The organism is Legionella stuttgartensis, from assembly GCF_977063405.2.
Genome location: NZ_CDRUHA020000011.1, coordinates 24,595 through 48,982, shown reverse-complemented (window position 1 = coordinate 48,982; position 24,388 = coordinate 24,595). Strand labels below are relative to the sequence as shown.

Here is a 24,388-nt window from a genome sequence, read left to right as displayed (position 1 = left end):
ATAGCTATGACTCAAACGTTACGCATTAATGAAAAACACCTTTGGATGATGGGGGTTGTCATTTTATTACTACTCTTAATGACAGAACCAGCAAGCGCCTCAAGTGCTGGAGGAGGCCTCCCCTTCGACTCATGGCTTACCAAAATACAAAAATCCATTACCGGTCCCTTTGCTTTTTCTGCAGCAATCATAGGGCTAGTCGCCGCAGGTGCCACCCTTATTTTTGGTGGGGACATGAATGGTTTTATGAGAACGCTCGTCTTTTTTGTATTGGTCCTATCATTTTTAGTCGCGGCACAAAATACCATGACCGCCATTACAGGAAAAGGGGCCGAAATCTCTAAACCTATGGAGTTATCACGATGAGTCTTCGCACCGTTCCAATAAGAAGTTGTGGCAACCGCGCAAGCCTCTTTATGGGAGGGGATCGCGAGCTTGTTATGTTTTCAGGTTTGCTATCCGCCATTTTAGTCTTTGCAGCGCAAGACTGGTTAGCTGCTACTATGGGCGCGGCCCTTTGGTTTTTATCACTCAAAGGGCTTCGGCTTATGGCAAAATCAGACCCTCAGATGAGGGCAGTCTATCTTAGACAAAGAAGCTATCAATCTTACTACCCTGCACGCTCCACTCCATTTAGGAATAATACAAGGGGATACCTATGATTGCTTTCATAACGCTTTTAATCAGCATCGCAGGACTTCTTTTTTTGAGTCTCTTGTTTGCAAGCCTTCGCATGAAAAGCCGCGAACTCCATACCAAAAAACATCGAGGCAAAACTTCAGGATTGGTTGATTTATTAAATTTTGCCGCCGTAGTTGACGATGGAGTAATCATCGGTAAAAACGGCTCTTTTATGGCAGCCTGGATTTATCAAGGGGAAGACATTGCAAATAGTACCGATGAGGCTCGTGAGATGATTTCCTTTCGTATCAATCAAGCGCTCTCCTCTATGGGAAGTGGATGGATGATTCATGTCGATTGCATAAGACATCAAGCACCTGGGTACAGCAAGCAAGAGGATTCACACTTTCCTGATGCGGTATCACGCGCCATTGATGACGAACGAAGACAGCTCTTTGAGCGCATAGGCACTTTGTATGAAGGGTATTTTGTGATTACTTTAACCTGGTATCCACCGGTTTTGGTACAAAAGCGTTTTGTTGAATTGATGTTTGACGATTCAAGTGAGCACTTGAGCCAAAAAGCAAAAACTCAGCAATTAATCGATGCCTTCAAACAATCCTGCCGAAACTTTGAATCCCGTATGAGTGCAGCATTTCATTTAGAGCGACTGGGTTCAGAAACTCGCATTATTGATGACAAGCCCATCATCCAAGATAACTTTTTAAAGCACATTCAATACTGTGTTACAGGGGTTAATCATCCCATTAATTTGCCGAAAAACCCGATTTATCTCGATGCATTAATTGGTGGCCAGGAATTAACAATGGGTATCACGCCTAAATTGGGTCGACAGTTCATTCAATGTGTTGCCATTGAAGGGTTTCCCATGGAGTCTTATCCTGGCATTTTAACCCTGTTAACTCAGCTTCCTGTTAGCTATCGCTGGAACTCGCGCTTTATCTTTATGGATACCCATGAAGCAGTTGCCCACTTCACCAAGTTCCGTAAAAAATGGAAACAAAAAGTCAGGGGATTTTTTGACCAAATTTTTAATACACGCTCAGGTATTGTGGATGAAGACGCGCTTAATATGGTGAACGATGCCCAAGCGGCCATTGCTGAAACGAACTCTGGCATGGTCGCGCAAGGCTACTACACTTCTGTCGTTGTGTTAATGGATGAAGAAAGGGCTGCCGTTGAGCACGCCGCACTATTTATAGAAAAAAACATCAATGCCCTAGGCTTTACCGCTCGAACTGAAACCATTAACACCATGGATGCCTTTATGGGTAGCCTGCCAGGACATGGCGTTGAAAACATCAGACGCCCTTTAATCAACACCATGAATTTGGCAGACCTTATACCCACATCAAGCATTTGGACTGGGGAAGACAAAGCACCTTGCCCATTGTTTCCACCTCATTCACCGCCGTTGATGCATTGCGTGACCAGTGGTAATGCGCCCTTTCGCTTAAATCTTCATGTCCGAGACTTAGGTCATGGCATTATGTTTGGCCCGACCCGCTCTGGAAAATCTACTCATCTTGGTTTATTGGCATTATCTTGGCGACGTTATAAAGACGCTCGAATTTATTCTTTTGATAAAGGCATGTCCATGTATCCAACGTGCAAGGCAACTGGTGGTGAGCATTTTACTATTGCCGATAAAGAAAGCCGTCTTGCTTTTGCACCCTTACAGTTTTTAGAGACGAAGGCCGATAGAGCTTGGGCTATGGAGTGGATTGATACGATTCTTGCCTTAAATGGTTTAAACACAACACCTGCCCAACGAAATGAAATCGGCCATGCCATTATGAGCATGCATCAAAGTGGCTCTAAAACCTTATCTGAATTTGTGATAACCATTCAAGATGAGCCCATTCGTGAGACGCTCAAGCAATATACGATTGATGGCTTGATGGGACACCTCTTGGATGCAGAGCGTGATGGCCTTGGTTTATCGTCTTTCATGACCTTTGAAATTGAGCACTTAATGGGTTTAGGTGAAAAATTCGCACTCCCCGTGTTGCTCTATTTGTTTCGCCGCATTGAAACCTCGTTAGATGGCCGTTCAACGCTTATTTTACTTGATGAAGCCTGGCTAATGCTCGCTCACCCCGTCTTTAAAAACAAGATTGCAGAATGGCTTGATTCCATGGCGAAAAAAAACTGCGTGGTGTTTATGGCAACCCAACATTTATCGCATGCTGCTAATTCTGGCATTTTAGACATTATTGTTGAGTCTACTGCTACCAAAATCTTCTTACCCAATCTCTATGCACGCGATCCAGAAACTCGCGCCATCTATGAGCGCATGGGATTAAATCCACGTCAGATTGACATTATAGCGAATGCCCAACCTAAGCGTGACTATTACTTTGTGAGTGAAAAAGGCCAACGACTGTATCAATTGGCACTAGGGCCTTATGCCTTAGCCTTTGTAGGTGCAACCGATCCCGACTCTATCACGCAGATGAAACAGCTTGAATCTCAATATGGCAAAGCCTGGGTGTCTTACTGGCTTTCAGAACAAGGAATTACCACAGAAGAACACGGAGAAGCGGCATGAAAAAAAATCTTACCTCGAACCCCTACCTAAACGCCCGTCGCGCCTGGAATGCTCATACGGCGGGACTTATGAAATCCCTTCAAGTATGGCAATTAGTCGGATTAGGTAGTCTTTTGGTCGCTTTAGCTTGCGTTGGCGGACTAATAACGATTGGCAGTCAATCCAAGTTTATTCCTTTGGTGTTTCAACAAGATGCCAATGGCAATACCTTGTCTGTCACGCGAGCTGATAATGTGATTCAGGCCAGTATTGATGATTACAGAGCTGCAGCGGCACATTTTATCGAAAACATTCGCATGGTAAGTCTTGATGTCGAATTACAAAAAAAAGCGGTGTTTCAAGTTTATTCCTATTTGAACGCCAATGATGCAGCCTTAACCAAAGTTCAAGAGTTTTATAGTGACAAACAACAATCCAACCCCTTTGAAAGAGCCACACATGAAATCGTAAGCATTGAAATTCGCTCGGTACTTCAAGAGTCTTCCGAGACCTGGCAAGTCGATTGGGTTGAGACGATTAGAAACCGTGACGGCACGCTTAAAGAAAAGCCTCGCATGATGAAGGCAATGATTACCATGTATCAGGACAATGAACTTAATGACATCTCCAGTGAATCGATTTTGAAAAACCCTCATTTAATTTATGTGCGTGATTTTAACTGGTCGTATGAATTAAAGCATGGAGAAAACGCATGAAAAAAATAATGCTCCTGTTAGGGTTTACCATCTCATTCACAACGTTTGCCCTGGATAATGAATCGCTAGCAACTCGATATTTTTCGCAAGAATCACCAAGGCTTGCTATTCAAGAACAGCAAGCCATCGACATTGCGGAGCGTTTGCAAAAAGGAAAGCACACAAGCAAGCCCTATGCATCCACTGATGGCTCAGTCAGTTATGTTTTTGGATCAGGACAAATTAGAATCGTATGCGCACCCTTACAAGTCTGTGATATTGCCTTACAACCCGGGGAACTATTTAACGACATGAATGTGGGCGACCCTCGCTTTATTGTTGAGCCATCCATCACAGGTGAAGGCTCCCTACAACAAATTCATATCATTATTAAACCTAAAGATGTTGGACTTGATACCTCTATGGTGGTGACCACCAACAGACGCACCTATCACTTTAGATTAAAGTCTGACCGAACGGAGTTTATGCCTTATGTATCGTTTACCTATCCAAATGATGCCAAAGCCAAAAGGCAGGTGCTTAAGCAAAAACGAACCATAAAACTCCAACCAGAACCCCATGAATATTTAGAAAACCTTAACTTTAACTACCAAATTAGAGGTCGTGCACGATTTAAACCGGTTCGGGTTTATAACAATGGGGTTAAAACCATCATCGAGATGCCAAGATCCATGGTACATAGTGAGGCTCCTGCCTTATTGGTTTTAAGAAGCCGTGGAGTATTTCATAAATCAGAAACCGTCATGGTGAACTATCGTCTGCAAGGATGTCGCTACATTGTCGATGGTGTTTTTGATAAGGCAATTCTTGTGATTGGAAGCGGCTCATCCCAAGAAAAGGTAACGGTTACCAGGTGCAAAAGCCTTTGGTCTCATAAGGAGTAACGCAGATGAATCAAAATAATGATTATTTATCACCCGAAAGCTCGCCACAAAAGCTTAAAACTGCCGGTGTTAAACGAGTAAATAACGTGCCGCTGATTATTGCCATAGGTATTTTGACGCTGTTTGTTTTGATGATAGCGCTCGTTGCCAATAAAAGAGCGAATGCACAAAACCAGGCACCAGAAATAGCACCCATGAAAAGCCTAAAAAAGAACACAATGCTTCTAGCCAATGATGTGGTGGGGAGCCATAAAACCGCTGTAATCCCAATAAAAAGTGAAATGATTGCGCTCAATGCAACAGCACCATTATCACTTCCTGAACCACCTCTTAAAGAAGAACCCTTCACCCCTGAAGTATCTGAAGCTGAAATCGAGCGCATTCGCCAAGAAAAAACGCAAGAATTCGAAGAGGCGGTTAAAGCTAAAACATCCGTTATGGTAGATAACGCACGCTTGAACAGTAAGGACGTGATGAATGCTAGCATCAGCAACAACAGTGATGCATCCATGAACTTTAAAGAGCAGCTTACACTCCTACAAACTCAGCACGGCAATCCTACGCCACAAAACTTAGGCGGCGAAGAAAATGAGATGCGCTGGCATTTAAACTCAAGACTTGAAAATCCCAATAGCCGTTATGAATTAAGAGCAGGTGCCGTCATACCTGGGGTTATGATTAGCGGCATTTCATCAGAACTCCCAGGACAAATTATCGGTCAGGTTTCACAAAACGTGTATGACACGGCAACGGGTAAATACCTACTCATTCCTCAGGGAACCAAACTCTTTGGTATCTATTCCAGCGACGTAAGCTTTGGCCAGAACTCAGTACTCGTGGCCTGGCAGCGCCTGGTGTTTCCTGATGGCAAAGCATTGGATATTGGCTCCATGCCTGGTGCGGATAGTGCCGGATATGGAGGATTTCGCGACCAGGTCCAAAACCACTATGCACGAATTTATGGCTCAGCATTGTTGATGTCTGGCATCGTGGCAGGCATTACCTACAGCCAGAATACGAATCAAACCAATCAGTTTGGATATGGCCCACCCACAGCAGGTAGTGTTATGAGTCAAGCATTGGGACAACAATTAGGCGAAGTAACATCACAGCTTGTTGCGAAAAATCTAAATGTCGCTCCCACCATTCGGGTTCGCCCAGGGTATCGCTTCAACATTATGGTCGTGAAAGATCTGACCTTTAAACGTCCATATCAACAGTTTGCATATGAATAAAAGGGGAATGTTATGAAATGTAAAGCAACACTCGTTTTTTTATGGAGCCTTCAGACTTTTGCTAATGGTGCACCAGTATTTGATGCTGCAAATTGGATACAAAATGGGAAGATGATTGCAAACCAAGTAAGTGAGTATAAAACGCAAGTCGACCAATACAAAAACCAACTACAGCAATATCAAAACATGTTAGATAACACCAAGTCCCTAACCTCTTATCAATGGGATGATGCCAATTCTGTGATTAATAATCTGCTGGAATCCACCGACACCCTGGACTACTACAAACAAGAAACAGGTAGCCTTCAAGGGTATCTGGATAAATTTCAAAACCAGGAGTATTACCAGAATAACACTTGCTTTAATGGTAATGGTCAATGCTCCGCTGAGGAGCTCAAAAAGATTAATCAAAGTAAGCTTGCCACGTCCGTTGCCCAAAAGCGTACTAATGACGCCATGCTCAAAGGCATTGATAAGCAGCAACAAAGCCTAAAAGCTGATTCAGCAAAACTGCGCACTTTACAATCACAAGCACAAACAGCTACCGGTCAAAAGCAAGCCTTACAAGCTGCTTCTCAACTTGCAAGCAATCAATCACATCAATTGCTACAAATTAGAGGTCTGCTATTAGCACAACAAAATGCCCAAGCGGTTAGAGATGCAGCGATTACCAACAAGGAGGCCATTCAAGAAGCAGGTGATGAGCATTTTAGAATGGGGACCTTTCACAAAAGTTCTGGTAAAACATGGTAGCTCATAACAACAAGGAGAAAACATGAGACGTTTAAGTTTATTTATTATAGTACTTACAGGTGTGCTTTCAGGTTGCGATAATGCTGAAACAAAAGCCAAGCATTTAGCATCTTTAACTTGCAATAGCCCACGTGATAATCGCACCCAAGAAGAGTTACAAGCTATAGGGGACGCCTGCTTTAGAAGCGGCAGTTATTCCAAAAGCTCAGGAAAAGAGTGGTAGCCCTATGAATAAAAAGACAACCACTACCTTCATCTTATTATGTTTGCTTGCTTTTTCGACGTGCTCTTATGCGACGAACTCAGGTATCGATAGCAAAGATTTGTTGGATAACATTTTGTTTCGATTTTCAAACACATCAGCCATGTGGAGCAAAACCATTTTAAGTTATGCCAGATACCTTTTTTGGTCTCTGGCCTTAATCAGTATGGTTTGGACATATGGCCTTATGGCATTACGCAGGGCCGACATTCAGGAGTTTTTAGCCGAAACGGTGCGGTTTTTGGTGGTTGTCGGTTTTTTCTATTGGATTTTAGATAATGGTCCTGAGATTGCAACATCTATTATTGATTCCATGCGACAACTTGCAGCGCGTGCATCGGGCATCAATAAGCAAGTCTCCCCTTCTGCTATTGTGGATGTGGGATTTGATATCGTCTCGCATGCCATAGACAGCTCCTCAATTTGGTCGCCTGCGGCAACCACAGTGGGATTAATCGTGGCTGGTGTAATTCTAATCGTATTGGCGTTAGTCAGCATTAACATGCTCATTATCTTAATTACTGCCTGGATATTAACCTATGGCGGCATCATTTTATTAGGCTTTGGCGGTGGGCGTTGGACCCAAGATATTGCGATTAACTATTACAAAACGGTATTAGGTATTGCATTACAAGCATTTGCCATGATTTTAATTATTGGCATTGGTAAGTCCTTTGTCGACCAATACTATGCGGCCATGTCAAACAACATCATGTTAAAAGAGATGTTTGTCATGCTGGTTGTGGCCGTGGTGTTGCTAGTTCTTATTAATAAAATCCCACCAGCCTTGGCTTCTATTGTTTCAGGCGGGGGCTCTGGTGGCGGTGGTAGTATTGGTCTTGGTGGTGCACTAGGAGCAGCAGGAATAGCTGGTGCTGCCATGACAGGTGCAGCAGGCACCGCACTTGCCCATAGTGGTGGTGGATTATCCGCACTTAATGCGGCCTTTAAAGCAGCCAGTCAATCAACCAACTCTGGCGATACAAGTGCACTCTCAGGAATGGATAAAGGATTTAAAACAGGTGGGTTAGCCGAAGCCATGGGAACAGCGGCCAAATTTGCAGGTTCTTTTGGTTCTCATTTAGCATCAGGTACTATGGATGTAGCTCGTGAAAAAGCAAACTCGATTAAAGAGGCAATTGCTGAAAAAATTGCTGGCACAACGGGTGGGAAAATTGCTGAGGCAATTCAGAACAAGGTAGATTCACCTGCTTCTGAGTCGCAAGAATCCAACGCACAAAATATTCTGTCTATGGGTACTCCTGGAGGTAGCTTTAGTTCAGGAATTGATACATCAGATGAGGTCAGTCAGTTTGTGAACCAAAGGGCATCGGGAGAGAGCCAATGAGCCAAAACAAACTGAATAAAGCCATAGGCCCTCAAGTCAGAGAAAAAAATCATGGCAAGGCAAATAAAACGCATATCTGGTTAGTGATTTGTTCTTTTTTAATCAGTATGCAAATTGGAACACAGTTTTTTGCGCATCAATTTCACTATGCTGATGTACTAGGGGCTTCATTCGCCCATGTTTATATGCCTTGGCAGATTTTTATTTGGGCTTTTAAATATCAATCCTATTATCCAGATTCATTTAATGCTGCCTTTGGTCTAATTGTCATGATTGGCTGTCTCTTTTTAATGATGATCGTGTTGGCTTCCAAATATTTTAAAAAGAACAATGTGAGTGATTACCTCCATGGTTCAGCCAGATGGGCTAATTGGGAAGATTTAAACAGTGCAAGCCTCGTAGGCCTTGATGAAGGAGTTTATGTTGGCGCATTCGAAGATGACAAAGGAGAGATTCATTATTTGCGCCACAATGGGCCTGAGCATGTTTTAACCTATGCGCCAACACGATCAGGGAAAGGAGTTGGTCTAGTGATCCCTACCCTTTTATCCTGGAAGCAATCCTGCGTCATTACCGATTTAAAAGGTGAACTTTGGGCATGTACTTCCGGATGGCGGCAGAAACATGCTAACAACAAAGTCATTCGATTTGAGCCGGCAACGTTAAAAGAAAGTGCACGCTGGAACCCACTAAATGAAATCAGAGTAGGTACCGAATCAGAGGTCGGTGACGTGCAAAATTTGGCAACACTTGTAGTTGATCCTGATGGTAAAGGATTGGAGACGCACTGGCAAAAAACCTCTCAAGCTCTTTTGGTTGGTTTTATTCTGCATACGATTTATAAACTGAACAACCAGGGAGAACCAGCCACATTTCCCAACATTGACCGCATGCTGGTTGATCCCAATATTAATATTGCCGACCTGCTCATTGAAATGACGCAATACCCACATATTGAGGGCAAAACCCATCCTGTTATTTCAGCCTCCGCGCGTGACATGATAGACCGACCCATTGATGAAGCAGGCTCTGTATTATCTACTTTAAAATCTTATTTGGCGTTATACCGAGATCCAGTAGTAGCACATAACGTCTCTTCCTCTGATTTTTGTATTCGAGATTTGATGAACCATGAAAATCCTGTGAGTCTCTATATTGTTACCAAGCCTTGCGACAAGGCTAGGCTTCAACCTCTGGTTAGAGTCATGATTAATATGATAGTGAGACTATTAGCTGATAAAATGGAATTTGAGCGTGTATCCGATGACAAAGGATTATCGTATGTGAGTGCTAAAAAAACGTATAAACATCGACTGCTTTGCATGATTGATGAATTTCCAAGCCTTGGAAAACTCGATATTTTACAAGAGTCATTAGCTTTTGTTGCTGGTTATGGTTTAAAATTTTACCTAATTTGTCAGGACATTAATCAGCTTAAAAGCCGTGAACGTGGCTATGGCCCTGATGAGACCATTACTTCTAATTGCCACATCCAAAATGCTTATCCACCCAATAGAGTTGAAACAGCAGAGCATCTTTCCAAGCTGACAGGCCAAACAACTATTGTTAAAGAACACATCACCGCCAGCGGTAAACGCTTTTCTACGTTCTTAAATCAAATATCAAAAACTATTCAGGAAATATCGAGACCTCTTTTAACCGTTGATGAGTGCCTACGTATGCCAGGGCCTAAAAAAGATTCTAATGGCTTGATTGTTGAAGCAGGCGACATGGTTGTTTATGCAGCGGGCTTCCCTGCTATTTATGGTAAACAACCGCTTTATTTTAAAGATCCAGTCTTCATGGCTAGAGCATCTGTAGAGGCACCTATTCACTCAGATATTTTACGTGTTCGTTTAAGTGAGGATGAGGTGATCAGGCTGTGAAAAAACCGTCCATCATAATCGCTATTTTTCTAATAAGTACTATTGCTGCAGGCTCATTGTTTCATTCTATGGGCTTTAGGATAAATCTTACTGAATCCATTCCTGTAGGCCTATTTTGCATCACCGGGACAGAGCCGCTAAAAAATACTTATGTGATATTTTGTCCAGATGATAGGCAAACTTTCAGATTAGCCAAGAACAGAGGCTATATAGACCAAGGTCTTTATTGTAATGGATATGGCTATTTAATGAAAAAAGTGGTGGCTGTATCTGGCGATATCCTCTCTGTGACAAATGAAGGGGTTTTTGTGAATCAAATGCTAATTCCCTATTCAAAACCAAAATTACAGGATGGAATGAATCGCACTTTACCTCAATGGCAGGTAATGAATTATCAACTTCAAGAAGATGAAATCATGACGATGACCAGTCAAAGCGAATGGTCATTCGATGGTCGATATTATGGTCTTGTTCACACAAGACAAATCAAGGGAATGATCACACCCATATGGGTAATTAATAAACGGGAGAAAACCACATGAGTCATGAAACCGAGTTAATGGATGTGATTTCAGAAAAATTCGAGGATTTAGTAACCCCTAGCCTTCTTGTCGAAGTCAGTCCGGTAGAGGCTGACATTATAAGAACTTTTGTTGAAAATGCACCCAATCAAGAAAATGAGTACTCTAAAGGGGTTAATGTGATGATTTGAAAATGTTGAACTTGCAACTTAACCCTCTAGTCATTCCTAACAAGTAACCAAATTCTTTGGACTCAAACTCACCAAAACACCACTCTAATAATTTATTAATTCTTTTTATATATAATTATATACCAGATGGCTCTTTTTGGGTTCATCATGACAGACTGTTTCAAAAGAAAAATTCAAATATTCAGATCAAAAGTATTATTCCCAGTTACTCAAAAGGATTAGTAGCATACTAAAGGATATGGCTAGACAGGCAAAAGCGACTGGGGCAACTGTTCATACATTTAATCCACCAGGCATGAACAGTAGCACTTGACATATGGGTGAGTTCTTTTAAAGCCACACAAGATCGTAGTAAACAACTAAACGCATGCATTGATTATATGGACTCTCATTGCAACAAAATGCCACTCAATCCCAGTCTCAGTTTTGGCTTATAAAGGCATCAAACAGATAGTTGGAGAAGATCGTGGAAATTTTTTTTACACTTGAGAGTGAAATGAGAACCAAAGACCAATAGAGCATTATTTAAACAAAATGCTATACTTAGTGGAATGCATGCAATGATATAGGATTTTGATGAACATTGTGCTCTTGGCGCTCGGCAGCAGGGGCGACATACAACCGTTTATAGCATTAGCCTTAGGGCTTAAAAAATTAAATCATACCGTAGTTATTGCTACTCATGATGAGCACTCAGCATTAATTTATGATTATGGAATAGCGCATTACCCCCTATCAGGGAGTCCTATTGAGCTACTAGGGGGAAAGCAAGGGCAGAGACTTATGGCTACTACGAATCCGTTGGCTGCCGCTAAAATTTTTTCCAGCATGCAATTAACTATAGCAAATACCATCTTAGTGGAGTGTTGGCTGGCTTGCCAGCATGCCGATGCGATTGTTTATGGGGTACTTGGCACTAATATAGCATCTAGTATTGCAGAAAAACTGAATATAAAAGCGATTCCAGCCTACTCGCAACCCTTGCACCCCACTGCTGAATTTCCCTATCCTCTAAAAAGGGTTCCTAAACAAAATGGGGCTTTACGCCGACTAGCGGGATGGTATTTTATGGAAATTTTGCTGTGGTATTATTTTCGTCCCCAAATCAATCAATGGCGGATTGAACAGCTCAATTTACCTCCAATTAAACAGTCTTTTTTGTATTGGCGCACAATACGCCAAAATGAAGAGTTAGCATTATATAATATGAGTCCGTCAATTTTTAAAAAACCCAAGGATTGGCGTGATCACATAAAAATAACGGGTTATTGGTATTTACCTGCTGCTTCAAATTGGCAGCCCGATAAACCGCTTCTAGACTTCCTATTAGCTGGATCACCCCCTATTTACATCGGTTTTGGTTCTGTAGTTACGGTTCAAGATAACACATTAATCCAATTAATTAGTGATGCCTTATTACACACCAAACAAAGAGGAGTTTTGAGTGGTCATTGGCCTAAATCAGTACTTGATCAGTTGCCCCCTCATTTAATATACGTTAAGTCAATTCCTCATGATTGGTTGTTCCCTAAAACAACTGGCATCATTCATCATGGTGGAGCAGGCATAACCGCAGCGGCTTTATTAGCGGGGAAACCCTCTATTCCTATCCCATTTTTTTTAGATCAGCCCTATTGGAGTCACAGCATTGCAAAATTGGGAGCCGCAACTCAACCCATTCCCTACAAAAAATTAACCTTTGATAATTTAACGGCTGCTATTAATGAGCTCATTAACAACAAATCGCTCTCTTGTTGCGCAAAAGAATTACAAACAAAAATAGTCAAAGAAGATGGCGTAAGTAAGGCTGCTGGCTACATTACCGACTATTTAAATCACCGGAGCACTTTATGAAAATTAATTCAGTGCAACTATCACTTCCTTCTCGTACCGTAAGTAATGAAGATATTTTGCAATTAATCGCGGACGAGAGTACGGAAACTGCCGAAAAAGAAAAGCAGAGAATACTCGCCCATGTAAGTAAAATATTAAAAATGGCTGGGGCGAATAATCGTTATTGGCGTGCTGAAGATGAACTCCCGATACAAATGGTGACAGATGCCTTTAATAAAGGATTAGTGGAAACTGGTTGGCAAAAAAAGGATATTGATTTATTAATCTATGTGGGAGTTGGTAAAGGTTTTATTGAACCAGGAAACTCCTATATGATTGCTCATGCATTAAAACTCGATCACACCCATTGCTTTGATATTTTGGACGCATGCATGAGCTGGGTTAGGGCCGTACATCTTGCACACAATTATTTTAAACTGGGGAACTATAAACGTATTATTATTGTTAACGCAGAGTTTAATATTAAAGAATATTTCTACCCCGCTCTTTTTAAACTCAGCGCAGTGCAACAGCTTCAATATACCTTTCCCGCGTTTACAGTTGGAGAAGGAGCCTCAGTTACCTTTTTATCCAATGAGGACAGCGAACCTTGGGAATTTCAATTTTCATCACGTACTGATTTAGCTGATTTATGCACAATCCCCTTCCCTAACTACGAATCATTCTGTGATAACTCCACCAATAAAATAGGAAAAAACGGTGCCTACCGATTTACATCTTATGGCTTTGATTTACACAAGCACGGTTATATTGAAGGAATAAACATTATCAGAAAACTTTCTATTGATAGCAATGCAATTGACATTCTGCTTCCACATGCCTCAACCAAAAACAGTTGGCAAATGGGAGCAGAAGCGGTGGGTTTAGGTGATAAATTATTTTGTATTTTTCCAGAAACCGGGAATTTAGTTTCAGCCTCAGTCCCAGCTGGGATGTTTATGGCGCTTAATGCACATAAATTAAAACGAGGAGACCGGGTAATCAGTTGCGTAGGTAGTGCCGGTATGTCTTTTGCGGCATTTAGTTTTATTTTTTAAAACCATTTAGTGGAACTTTATGACAACAGAGACCGCATTAATCACTGGTGCCTCAAGTGGTATTGGTAAGGAATTGGCTCTACTATTTGCTGCCCGAGGTTATAATTTAATTTTAGTAGGGAGGCTACGAGAGCCGCTGGAAGAATTAGCCAAAACGCTTTCAAACTGTAATATTAATGTTTTTATCATTATTCAAGATTTGAAAAATAAAGACGCCGGATTAGCGATAAAATCCTATTTAGATGCACATAACATTCAAGTGGATGCCTTAGTTAACAGCGCCGGCTTCAGTACTTTTGGAACCTTTTTTGATACAAGCCTCGACTCGCAAATGGATCTATTGGCGGTAAATATTCGTGCATTAACTGCTTTAACTCATTTATTGTTACCAGCCATGCTGCAAAAAGGCAAAGGGAAGATACTTAATATTGCTTCATTAGCTGCTTTCATGCCTATCCCACAAATGTCAGTTTATTGTGCTACCAAATCCTATATCGTAACGTTTTCAAAAGCATTAGCCGAAGAATTGCGTGATTCAGGTGTCTCTGTAACCGTTGTTTGCCCGGGAGTTACCAAAACTGCTTTTTTACAACGAGCTAATATTGGTGATCATAATGTCAGGCTCTATTTATTACCTTCGATGTCAGCTCAAAAAGTAGCTAAAATTGCATTTAAAGGTTTTTTATCTGGCAAAATACTGGTTATCCCAGGATTTAAAAATAAAATTTTTTCTTTATTTGGCTCATGGATAATTAAACTATTTGGAGTGCGTATCACGAGAGTTTGGTTAAAGAGATACAAATAAGATTCTATTCGCCAGGAGCAAATGTGAGCTTGACTAAGGATTGAAATGCCAAGAAAACCGTATGCGGTTGGATAATGACGGCTGTCAAACTCTGCCAGAGCGCTATTATAATCAGGTGCATATACACTCGTTAGACTATTATCAATAATCTTCAATTTAAGAACTCGTTATTTAAATGAGAAGAATCCGACTCTTATATCAAGCAAGTGCAGCTTGATATGCATACTCAGGTCTAAAACCATATTTGAGTTGTCTTTTTGTTCATATAATGATACTATTGATCATATTTTATCTAATTTTTGGATGTTATATTATGGCATTAGATACAGATGTTTTAGTCGTTGGGGCAGGTCCAATTGGTCTTATCAATGCCTGGGGAATGAAGCAACTTAATCCTAATCTGAAAATTGTTGTGCTTGAAAAATATGCAGAATATCAAAGAAGCCATACCTTGGTGATGCAGGCAAAACAATTAGAAGCCATAATGAAAGCAACCCACAGTGAGATGGATCCGGATATGGTATCGCTGCTATCACAACTTCAAAAAGATCCCCATATTCGCACAAATACCCTTCAAAAAATTTTCACTAAATTAGCGAGGAACAGTGGCGTAGACATTCTAATCGAACATGAAGTTACCAAAGAAACATTAAAACAAATCCTAGCAGATGAATACCCTCACACAAAACTCATCATAGGAGCTGACGGGACACATAGTGTAGTGAACCAAATATTATTCCCGGAGGAGAATCAGGTCAAGCATGAATTTGACTTTGTGTTACAATTACGTTTTGAAATTGATGGTGAAGAAAAAGCATTAGGCATTAAAACACAAGAATTTTATCAGCAAATGGCGCGCAAGGGTCTAATTGCTAATGAATATGTAGGTCATTTTGATCAAGGTAAAACCCCAGTAACAATGCAAATGATGATTTCAAAAGAAGATTTTCTTGCATTGCAAAAATTAACCTCCAAAAAACCCTTAAGGCTTTTTAGTGACGAAACTCCAGAAGATGCACCAAAGCTACCTCCTCGTCTGAAATCATTCATTACTAAATATATTAGTTATAAAATCCATGATACTGAGAAAGCCGGACAAAAAATTGATCCTAAATCAATCCGTATCAGTGTAAATGAAGCCCCAGCTACTCATGCAAAAGAAGTAGTTACACTACATGATGGTGCACACGTTGTTCTTGAAGGAGATGCTGCTCTAGGCCTCTCATATTTTAAAGGTTTAAATGCTGGACTTGAAGCAAGTGCACGATTCTTATCTGCAATGGCTGGTCCTATTCAAGATGCATTTAAATATAAAGAACAAATGGATGCAAAACTGAAAGAATACCAAAACTGGTTCTTGAAAGATTTTTCACCTAAAAAAATCAAGGAAGTAGGTCAATATAGCTTTTGGCAAATAAGAACCTTTATGCGGGCAATGGAAGCGGTACAGAGTATTAAAACTACCTCAGTAGCAGAATATGATGAAGATTATTTACCAGAAATTACAAATTATTTTAATCACTTTACTAGAGATCCCTTGGCAACAAACAACCATCCAGACTGGCGGGCTTTCCCTCATCGCGAATACGATCCGGTTAAATTTGGTGAGTTATCTTATGTTCCTTTAAAACATACCGCAAAGAAAATTGCTAAAATTTTAATTGATTATCTAAAACCTTATAAAAGCAGCGCACATATTTTGCAAGATTATAAACAACCATTAGTTGGCATCGGAAATAGCCTCGTTGGTTTAGAAAAAATATTTGGAGGCATGTTATCCCTTAGTCCTAAATTAATTGCAGATGGATTATTTACTGTATTTAGAGGACTTATTGAATTAGTAACTTTTCCTTTCGCATGGGCTATTAAACCAATTACGCGAGGAATTGCTACTTTAATTCATGGGGGCTATAAAAGAATTGAAGAAAATAGGGGTATGCAAGATCTAGCTCAATATGGCCAAGAGTATTTGGGTGAAATTGAAGAATCTGCATTAAAGTCAGATAGTAAAACGATTTATAATTTGCTAGCGATCTGTAACGACATGCACCGTAAATTTGATAAGTCGTTATCTATTGGAGAAAGTACTGATCTGGAAATAGAGGAATACGCTAGTTATTCTGACATTCGAGTCGATAATACTTTAGATCGAACAAAGTTACTTCACTACTTCTCATTGTTTGCACCTAAAAAGGAATATGATGAGAGTGAATTTCTATTCTCAGCAAACAGGCCAAGGTTAGCTGGGGATAATTGACTTTTCTCTTTACCAGTCTCCTCAATAAGGATTTGTTCTTTTTCAATAAAACGAGTAAAAAGCTTGCATTGAGATAATTTCTCTTTGCTTGGTTGAGCATTCATCAGAAGAACAAGTAATTTTGTTTTATTTCTAAGAAAATCGTATATAGCTAAGTTGAAAAAATAGTTGGGGGCCTTTTTGATCTTGTTCCGTGATAATTTGAGCAATAGCATACAACAAGAGTTGCTCAAATGTTTTATTGAAGTATTGTTCTTTTGACAAAATACTCATTACCAGTAATATTCCCTCATCAGATAAAAGAGCTAGCTTATCCAGTATGAGAGTCACCGTTAACTCTGTTTTCTTTTCACAGTTTATCTTAATAAAAATAAAAATGTTCTACTAAAATGATGACCGTTGAGGATTAGCCTAAAATAACTATCATTCAATTATAATTTTTATTTTGAAGTAAGGTTAAGGTTCTTTTCTGACAATGTTGAGTAATGAGCCATTGCCATCGGCTTATGCCGTTATTCAGAAATAAAAAAATCCCCGTCTGTGCAGCGGGGATGATAGCAGAATGATTCTAATTTATTTCTAATGCACTTTTTACAGCATGATCTTCTTCTGTTCTTTGAACAAACTCTCTAAAGAAAGTCTGCGCGCTATTACCTGATCGATTATGCAATGTACTCCATTCTGAATTATGGCCATTAGCATATTGTGAATCAGTCTCCATTTTCCTATCACTTTTGATTTTTTCCCTAGCTTCAACTAAAGCCTCTCTTGCATTAACCAGCCTTGATTTAGCAAGAGGATCAGCTTTTTTAATTATATTATCTAGATTTTTAATTTCTTTATCAATCACCTGCTTTTTCGCACGTCTCTCTGATGTCAGTTCTTTATGGATAGATGCATAATGCGGAATCACAGCATCATTTATGCTTATGGTGACAAACGAGGTGATCATGAGCTATTAAACTATGCAACTCATCTGTTTTATCGTTGCTTTTAATAACTCCAGATCCAGATGGGTATCCTTCTCTTTTTATACATATTACAAAAGTCTTCTAAAAGCTTTCCTGTGTTAATATAGTTTTAGGTTCTTCCTCGATGATTCCCATCATATTCAGTTCGAATAAAATACAGTCTTTTTGTTCATTTTATATTATGATAGCCATTTATTTTAGAGACACAGAGTCGCAATTCAATACAGATGATCACAGTATCATCATATCGATCTTTATTTGATCCAATTACAAGCGTATGTGCTATAATTAGACATAACCATATAGGTTATTCGAGCAAATTATGTCAAGACGAAAAGCAGATATTACGGAACCGATAGCTCCTCATAGAGTCAAAGATACCGAAAAAGATAGGCTTAACCCGGGCTATTTTAGAATCAAATCAGGAGACAGGGTTGTTCTCAGGGAGGATATAGTTTACTTATGGTCTTATAATTCACAGAAAGAACTTGTTATCGGTATTGAATACCCATGGCAGTATCCAGAGATTTTCAATGTTGATATGAAAAATGAACAAGAAAAGAAAATATGGAATAGTATCTGTGCTCAGTTACAAGGACTGATAGAGGGGATTAAAGCTCACCATGGCTTCGGACATCCAACGTTGGCGGCTGAGTTTAATAGTGATGGTCAAGTTAAAGTTGGCTTGGCTCATTTAGGTGGAGAATTAAAGTGTATTAACGGAGAGTGGATTATAGATAATCGATCTGGTAGATTTGGTCGTTATGATGAAGTATCGGCAGATATTCGACTCCAAATAGAAAATACAATTAATGAGGTAGCTAGCATATTCCAAGAAGCAAATATTAAGGTTACACCAAAACTACATTTCAAAAATCCAGCAATTTTTTCGTCTAAAGAGCAAAAGGAAACAACTTTTTTTAAAAAAACAGATGAATCCAAAGACAACAATATCGAAAGTATTGAAAAGAAATTTGAATATTAAGGCTTAAATATAGCTGATCACAAAGTGTGAGATGAGTTTGACTCGTTGACCAACCAAGTCAAGAATAGTTTGTAAGTTCAATCGAATACTTAGAGTCATCCTAATAAGCTGTTTTAGTCAGAATTTAATTGATCTTGCTTGTCCACACGGCTATACAAAAAAACTCGGCTTATAGCTTGGGATTAGTAAGAAAATATATCATTTTTAGTCAAGGCATCATATAATAAAATCAAATTGATTTTTATAAAGACAAAATTCCCTTATGCCTATATTTACCAATAAAGAATTAGAACTCATTGATAAAGCTTCTAAAGGACTCGTTCAAACTGTCAATAGCAGTAAATTTGTAAAATCAGCACTGGAGATGAGTTATATCCGGCCAATTGCGATTGATAAAGCTATAGAGACAGCGATCTATTCGGCATCTCGAGTTTCTTCGCAAGAGGCTGAGAAAAGATGGAAATTAGTTTTGGTATTATGTGGTTTAAGTCAGTCTGGGCATAAACCAAGTAACAAGTTAGTAGAGAAAGTATTTACCTACGCCATAAACCACGCGGCTGCTACCAACAATTGGGAATTTGTTATAGCTCTATGCAACTTAGCTGCACCAGCGCATCAACCAAGGAAAGAAATAATCAATACGGCTCTTGAAATTGCATTAACTGTGGCGGAGAGTTATGAAGATGAAGGTATCAGAAAACAATCCTCCATAGCATGGAGTGCAGTTGAAGCGATTGCTAGAATACAAGCCCCTGCTACAATGCCCGATAAAAGCTTATCCGAGAATGCATTAGAACAATTAGCAAATGTTCCCAAAAAACGTATCGATAAGAAATTTGAAGCTTTAACCATTGAAAGAGAGTGGATAAAGGTTTTGAATTATTTCGTGCAAGATCAACAAGACAAACCATCTCAGAAAGCAATGAATTTTGCATTAATTACGGCAGCTTCGGATGGTCAATGGGAGGTTTTTAAGTCACTTTCCAGTTTTCAACAACCCGACAAAAAAACTGCTGGGGAAATACTGCAAGTTGCGGCAAGAAAAGGAACTCTTGAAATTGTGCGATTACTTTGTAATTTAGATGAACAAAATAAAACCAACATTCATTATATTAATAACGCAATAAGCATTTCAAAAAATGAAGGGAATTCAGAAACAGAAAGCTATCTTTGTTGTGAAAAAATTCGTCAAACAAATTCAAATATAGATCCATTGCTTCTCACAAAGAAAATACTTCAAGATTTTGTCAATCATATTTTTACTATAAGTAGTTTATTTGGTGGTGAAGCGAGAGCAGTAAAAAAAATTCTTTCAAAGGTAAAATCTGCAACAGTAAAAGAAACAACTGAAGATGAAAGAGACCAGATAATAGTGGATGCAGTGAGTTCTTTAAAAGCATTACAAGGGCGTAGTAAGCAATTAAATGCATGCATTGATTACATTGACTCTCATTGCAACAAAATGTCAACCAATCCCAGTCTCAGTTTTAGCTTATAAAAGCATCTACTAAACAGATAGTTTGAGACAATCATAGAAGTATTTTTACACTTATGATGATAAATTAACCTTATAGGAGTAATTATTTTTGAGAAATAAAATTAACTTTTTTTCAACTCTACTAACAATTATTTTCAAAAGCCAGAAGATGAGCAGCAATTAGAAAAAGTCGAAAACAGCAGTGAGCAAAGACTTCTAGAAAAAACAGAACTTCATGAGCCACATAGAGAAAAATCAAACTCTCTTAGCTATTAGAGCTTTTATTTCATCGAGTCAACCAGACATTATGAAACTTTTTTTGAAAATGAGGAAATGGATATTTCGCCAAATTCTCTAATTTATTTTGCTGCATCCGCAGGTCATTTACCTATATCGAAGGGAAAACGGCAGTACATATTGCTACTAACCGTGGTTACATAATAGCTTTTGATTTTTTGACCAAAGAGCATGCTAATTTAAATGCTGTTGACAATTGTAAGAAAACAGCGCTTCATGTTGCCGCTGAAAAAGGTGTTGCTAAAACAGTAAAAAGATTAATCGATCTTGGTGCTGATACTAGTCTTAAGGACGAAGAAGGCCACACCGCTTATGAAGCATGCCTAAAGGAAGAAAAATCAAAGCACAATTAAGACTACTACAATCCTTTATCGCGGAGTTTATTTACCGCACTAATTGAGAAGTATTTAGTTGAAGCGATTTCAGTATTAGAGAACTCTGCGTTGTTAACTCAGTTGAGGAAAAATAACCTCCTTTCAGTCAGGCTTTATCGGTCGTAGAGCCTGATACTTCATGAAAAAATGATAGAATTAAGGTTTTTTGCCAACACTGCTTAGTTCATCTGACAAGCCATCTGGAGTAATCGACCATGGTAAGTATTTAGAATTATTAATGTCTAACCCGCCTTCCTTTAAAATATCACTAACAAGAGAAGTGCAGTTATGTGCTGATGAATTATTTGGAGCATTTTTCTTTGCTCTACGACTCATTTCTATATCGATAGGATCTTGAGCTATGAATGATGCGCTATCTTTAAAAAAGTTGAGCAGGTTGACATTTGGAAACAATTGATAGCTCATTACACCAGAGCTTACTTCTTTACGTACTTTGTCCATTTTCTTGCTCATCTTGATGTTGTCAAGATTTTTAAAATGATGGATTTCATCAGGGGTTAATGGTTTTGAGCTTTGATAGGTGGTTGATTGTGGCAGAAAATCCATATCGTTAATATTAGTTGTACTCTTTGCCTCACCTAAAGACTCCATGTCTTCAGTTAAATTACTAGCAAGGTGTGCTGACAAAAGTAAAACCGATGTTAATCCCATGGAAGGGATTTTATCTGGATGTAGGCTTCCGTATTCCCCGGGGTCGCCTGCTTTCATTTTGGGCTTGGAGCCCCCTATTTGTACCGCAGCATGCCCAGGAGACTTAACTGTCATCTTCCAAATAAAAACCCATGTATGCCACAATGATCTTCCGGCGGTAAAGACCCACTTTCTTTCTTATGTTGTTCAACAATTTTATTAGCACCTATCCACCTTTTAAGAAACTTGGGACCAAGTTTGCAATAGGATTTATAGTTCCAAAGGCAGCGTAGGTAATTTCCCGATTGTCTACCCCAATACTTAAATCTATTTGTGCTTTTTTCATGTTTTTATACTGTTGTTCAGTAATTTCTCTAGACTACACCTTATTGGCTTCAGTTAAATCTTCAATATGGTCTTTAGCAAGCTCTCCAGATGTTGGAATAGAACCAAGACTAAAACGCTGAAGAATACCTCCAAGAGCACTCGGAAAAAAACTAGTATGAGTAACTGTACTCTTACCTTCTTTTGTTTTGCGCGTAAATGCAGATACATGACCTGATCCATTTTCATTATTGGTTTCTTTTACACAAACACCAAATTCATATTTAGTCTGTTTATCATCTTTTTTTGATTGCATCTCTACGCCTCAATACTAAAACCTGCGATATCGGTTTCTATCAAATTAAATTTAACTGATTATAAATAGGAAAATCAAGATGGATTTATATTTAAAAACAACATGTTATTGCTGTCTTCGAACTAACCGGTGTAACGGCTCGTAAGCAAAAACCTTGAAGCTAAAGGTAAGATTGCAAAATTACAATCAAAATGGTTAAGTGGTACTTCTTAAATCATGACAAGTACTAATAGATATTCTATTAACTGATTTGAATGCCCTTCCGTCCTATCTAAAACAATATTACCAGGAGTAATTCATGAAAAAATCCATTAAAAAATCGCCCTTCCTTATTCAGGTGGTCTAGATAAGTCAGTCATGATCCCTTAGCTTAAAGAGCATTTTGAAGAAACAAAGAATTATTAAGTCCGAAAGAAACTTATGGTGCCCTGGACGGATTAACCCTGGCTTACATTGGTGATAGGAACAATATTCTTCGTAGCTCACAAACATCTTGCGGTCTCGACTTCTAACTAATCTACGATGAAAGATATAACCAAAAAATCGATGAGAACAAAACAACGTTGGTCTCTACTGCCTGAGTCAAATATAGAAAATAGCAAAACCAATTCTGCTATTGATTTATTTTTATACGACAAGAACCACTTGAGGCGCGAATGAGTTTTTTGAACTCAAAATACATTTAAGTGAACTCACAGATTAATATTTCCTTAATATTTACATATTAGGATGACAATTAATTAAACACAGGAGAAAGTAACGTGCCACCAGTCACTTTTTTATCAGAAGCATCTCAAGAGTATATTTTAAGTTCTTACAACGAGCAGAAAAAAGGAAATGATAAAATTCCAACGGTGCCTCGTAATTCTAAAACTGGGTGGCCTCTTTTACAACTAAGTATGCTTTCTCCATCCATATCCATAAATCAAACTCAGAAATATGAGCATGTATTAGGAGGAGGAAAATGCCACTATTTTCTTATTGGTGCGTTCAATTTTGCTAGTCTTCTAGCTAAAGTTCCTGGAAAAATGACCGTGACAGGAAATAACGGTAAGCAATTAACTAGAGAGCAAATTAAGGCTGATAATGTTGGCTTATTTTTGAATGAATTTGAAATTAGACATCATGCCTTAGGAATAACCATAAGTTCGGGATCAGGTGCATATGGAAAAAAACTTTCTGTGCAATCTCCTGCAGGCTCTGACGAACTTTATAAAGCTTTATTCATAAAAGTTCCCTTCGAGTTTGCAGTTAAACGAGGCTCAGGCCTTTCAGCTATAGGTAATTGGAAAGATTCGCCAGGACATACCGCCAAACAAATTCAAGAAGGCATTAATGATGACGTTGCTGTTTTTTCCGAAGGCCAAATTTTTGTTGATTTGGGTGAGTTTTTGGATAGGGAAATTCAAAATCCTGAGCTAAAAGAGATGTTGAAGACTGCTTTTCAGGTTGATGAGTTTCTTAAGTTAAAAATAGAACACAAAGAACAGGAGCCCCTTTCACCTCCTCCTATAATTTCCGAAATAGTTGAGGTTATCTCTACTTCTTTTGATAATTTATATAGAAAGATAAAAATTATGCGAGATTATGGAGAGACTCTAGTCTCTGAAACAGATAAAAAGACTGTGGCTCAACTTTCTAGTGACTTAGCTAACAAATTGGACAACATCAAGATAAAAATATCGCAAGGGAAATTAGAGACAGACGAAATAGAGCTGTTTCAAGCCCAATTCAAAACGTTGCTTCATTCTAAAGATAAACTTATGAAAACCCATGAGGCCTTATGGAAACCTATTCTAGCAAACATTGCATTGGGTATTTTCACTTTGGGGTTTGGCTTTTTAGCAATCGGTATAAAAGCTGGAATAGCTTTAGTAAACGCCTATCAAAAAGATGAAAAAGTTAGTGCAAGTGATATTTTATTTTTTACTCAATCAAAAGCTCAAAGTGCTATTGCAAGTATGGAGAAAGAAGTTGATTTAGAAGAACTATATAAGCGGCCTTAAATTGAAAATCAAGATTGAAGTAATCCCCCCAACAACAAGTGATTATCCAATTGTACAAAATCTAGG

The 24,388-nt window shown here is 39.0% G+C and carries 24 protein-coding genes; 20 read left to right on the top strand and 4 right to left on the bottom strand.

All coding sequences use genetic code 11. The features are described from left to right. The first annotated feature begins 6 nt into the window (after positions 1-6). The 16 genes from ACWTEW_RS02455 (at position 7) to ACWTEW_RS02380 (ending at position 16,921) form a co-directional block, all read left to right on the top strand. The gene (locus tag ACWTEW_RS02455; protein WP_019234687.1) at positions 7-366 is read left to right on the top strand and encodes a TrbC/VirB2 family protein; all 360 of its coding nucleotides are present in this window, start codon (positions 7-9) and stop codon (positions 364-366) included. Further along, complete coding sequence (locus ACWTEW_RS02450) at positions 363-662, top strand: conjugal transfer protein TrbD (protein ID WP_028378553.1); 300 nt, start codon at positions 363-365, stop codon at positions 660-662. The genes ACWTEW_RS02455 and ACWTEW_RS02450 overlap by 4 nt, the downstream gene beginning before the upstream one ends. Next, positions 659-3,193, top strand: a complete 2,535-nt coding sequence (locus tag ACWTEW_RS02445; RefSeq protein ID WP_028378554.1) for a VirB4 family type IV secretion/conjugal transfer ATPase — start codon at positions 659-661, stop codon at positions 3,191-3,193. The genes ACWTEW_RS02450 and ACWTEW_RS02445 overlap by 4 nt, the downstream gene beginning before the upstream one ends. After that, on the top strand, positions 3,190-3,888 hold the full coding sequence (locus tag ACWTEW_RS02440; protein WP_028378555.1) for a conjugal transfer protein TrbF: 699 nt from the start codon (positions 3,190-3,192) through the stop codon (positions 3,886-3,888). The genes ACWTEW_RS02445 and ACWTEW_RS02440 overlap by 4 nt, the downstream gene beginning before the upstream one ends. Beyond that, a complete protein-coding gene (gene trbG / locus ACWTEW_RS02435) occupies positions 3,885-4,772 on the top strand; it encodes a P-type conjugative transfer protein TrbG (RefSeq protein WP_028378556.1) in 888 nt (295 codons plus the stop codon). Before ACWTEW_RS02440 ends, trbG begins: the two co-directional genes overlap by 4 nt. Before the next feature lie 5 nt (positions 4,773-4,777). Then, positions 4,778-6,007 carry a TrbI/VirB10 family protein gene (locus ACWTEW_RS02430; protein WP_028378557.1) on the top strand — a complete coding sequence of 410 codons (1,230 nt, stop codon included), beginning with the start codon at positions 4,778-4,780 and terminating at the stop codon, positions 6,005-6,007. A gap of 12 nt (positions 6,008-6,019) precedes the next feature. Next, the gene (trbJ, locus tag ACWTEW_RS02425) at positions 6,020-6,760 is read left to right on the top strand and encodes a P-type conjugative transfer protein TrbJ (RefSeq protein WP_028378558.1); all 741 of its coding nucleotides are present in this window, start codon (positions 6,020-6,022) and stop codon (positions 6,758-6,760) included. Between the two features lie 22 nt (positions 6,761-6,782). Next, positions 6,783-6,983: a hypothetical protein gene (locus tag ACWTEW_RS02420; RefSeq protein ID WP_028378559.1), complete on the top strand. Its 201-nt coding sequence runs from the start codon at positions 6,783-6,785 to the stop codon at positions 6,981-6,983. A 4-nt stretch (positions 6,984-6,987) separates the two neighbouring features. After that, positions 6,988-8,370: a P-type conjugative transfer protein TrbL gene (trbL, locus tag ACWTEW_RS02415; RefSeq protein ID WP_028378560.1), complete on the top strand. Its 1,383-nt coding sequence runs from the start codon at positions 6,988-6,990 to the stop codon at positions 8,368-8,370. Continuing rightward, positions 8,367-10,256 carry a type IV secretory system conjugative DNA transfer family protein gene (locus ACWTEW_RS02410; RefSeq protein ID WP_028378561.1) on the top strand — a complete coding sequence of 630 codons (1,890 nt, stop codon included), beginning with the start codon at positions 8,367-8,369 and terminating at the stop codon, positions 10,254-10,256. Before trbL ends, ACWTEW_RS02410 begins: the two co-directional genes overlap by 4 nt. Beyond that, a complete protein-coding gene (gene traF, locus ACWTEW_RS02405; protein ID WP_028378562.1) occupies positions 10,253-10,798 on the top strand; it encodes a conjugative transfer signal peptidase TraF in 546 nt (181 codons plus the stop codon). Before ACWTEW_RS02410 ends, traF begins: the two co-directional genes overlap by 4 nt. Beyond that, entirely contained in the window at positions 10,795-10,968 is a 174-nt protein-coding gene (locus ACWTEW_RS02400) for a hypothetical protein (RefSeq protein ID WP_028378563.1), read from the top strand. Before traF ends, ACWTEW_RS02400 begins: the two co-directional genes overlap by 4 nt. A gap of 576 nt (positions 10,969-11,544) precedes the next feature. Beyond that, positions 11,545-12,822, top strand: coding sequence for a glycosyltransferase (locus tag ACWTEW_RS02395; RefSeq protein ID WP_050598484.1), 1,278 nt, complete (start codon positions 11,545-11,547; stop codon positions 12,820-12,822). Beyond that, positions 12,819-13,859, top strand: a complete 1,041-nt coding sequence (locus ACWTEW_RS02390) for a 3-oxoacyl-[acyl-carrier-protein] synthase III C-terminal domain-containing protein (protein ID WP_028378564.1) — start codon at positions 12,819-12,821, stop codon at positions 13,857-13,859. Before ACWTEW_RS02395 ends, ACWTEW_RS02390 begins: the two co-directional genes overlap by 4 nt. Before the next feature lie 19 nt (positions 13,860-13,878). Further along, positions 13,879-14,664 (top strand): SDR family NAD(P)-dependent oxidoreductase, encoded by a 786-nt coding sequence (locus ACWTEW_RS02385; protein ID WP_032832000.1) that lies wholly within the window; start codon positions 13,879-13,881, stop codon positions 14,662-14,664. Between the two features lie 313 nt (positions 14,665-14,977). Further along, positions 14,978-16,921, top strand: coding sequence for an FAD-dependent oxidoreductase (locus ACWTEW_RS02380; RefSeq protein WP_028378565.1), 1,944 nt, complete (start codon positions 14,978-14,980; stop codon positions 16,919-16,921). A 132-nt stretch (positions 16,922-17,053) separates the two neighbouring features. Here ACWTEW_RS02380 and ACWTEW_RS02375 read toward each other — a convergent pair whose 3' ends face one another. Both ACWTEW_RS02375 and ACWTEW_RS02370 read right to left on the bottom strand, forming a co-directional pair. Then, positions 17,054-17,251, bottom strand: coding sequence for a hypothetical protein (locus ACWTEW_RS02375; protein ID WP_028378566.1), 198 nt, complete (start codon positions 17,249-17,251; stop codon positions 17,054-17,056). Positions 17,252-17,489: 238 nt separating this feature from the next. Next, positions 17,490-17,873, bottom strand: a complete 384-nt coding sequence (locus tag ACWTEW_RS02370; protein WP_019234670.1) for a hypothetical protein — start codon at positions 17,871-17,873, stop codon at positions 17,490-17,492. A gap of 341 nt (positions 17,874-18,214) precedes the next feature. On the opposite strand from ACWTEW_RS02370, the gene ACWTEW_RS02365 reads away from it, so the two are divergent. From ACWTEW_RS02365 to ACWTEW_RS02355, 3 genes are all read left to right on the top strand, one after another. Continuing rightward, positions 18,215-18,877, top strand: a complete 663-nt coding sequence (locus tag ACWTEW_RS02365) for a hypothetical protein (protein ID WP_019234669.1) — start codon at positions 18,215-18,217, stop codon at positions 18,875-18,877. 262 nt (positions 18,878-19,139) lie between these two features. Further along, positions 19,140-20,375, top strand: a complete 1,236-nt coding sequence (locus ACWTEW_RS02360; RefSeq protein WP_028378567.1) for an ankyrin repeat domain-containing protein — start codon at positions 19,140-19,142, stop codon at positions 20,373-20,375. Positions 20,376-20,725: 350 nt separating this feature from the next. Beyond that, positions 20,726-21,004: an ankyrin repeat domain-containing protein gene (locus tag ACWTEW_RS02355; protein WP_080274359.1), complete on the top strand. Its 279-nt coding sequence runs from the start codon at positions 20,726-20,728 to the stop codon at positions 21,002-21,004. A gap of 177 nt (positions 21,005-21,181) precedes the next feature. On the opposite strand, the gene ACWTEW_RS02350 is transcribed toward ACWTEW_RS02355, so the two are convergent. Continuing rightward, positions 21,182-21,754 (bottom strand): hypothetical protein, encoded by a 573-nt coding sequence (locus ACWTEW_RS02350; RefSeq protein ID WP_205882909.1) that lies wholly within the window; start codon positions 21,752-21,754, stop codon positions 21,182-21,184. A gap of 301 nt (positions 21,755-22,055) precedes the next feature. Further along, entirely contained in the window at positions 22,056-22,316 is a 261-nt protein-coding gene (locus ACWTEW_RS02345; protein WP_050598486.1) for a hypothetical protein, read from the bottom strand. Positions 22,317-23,350: 1,034 nt separating this feature from the next. Here ACWTEW_RS02345 and ACWTEW_RS02340 point away from each other — a divergent pair. Beyond that, complete coding sequence (locus ACWTEW_RS02340) at positions 23,351-24,322, top strand: hypothetical protein (RefSeq protein WP_205882908.1); 972 nt, start codon at positions 23,351-23,353, stop codon at positions 24,320-24,322. Positions 24,323-24,388 lie beyond the last annotated feature (66 nt).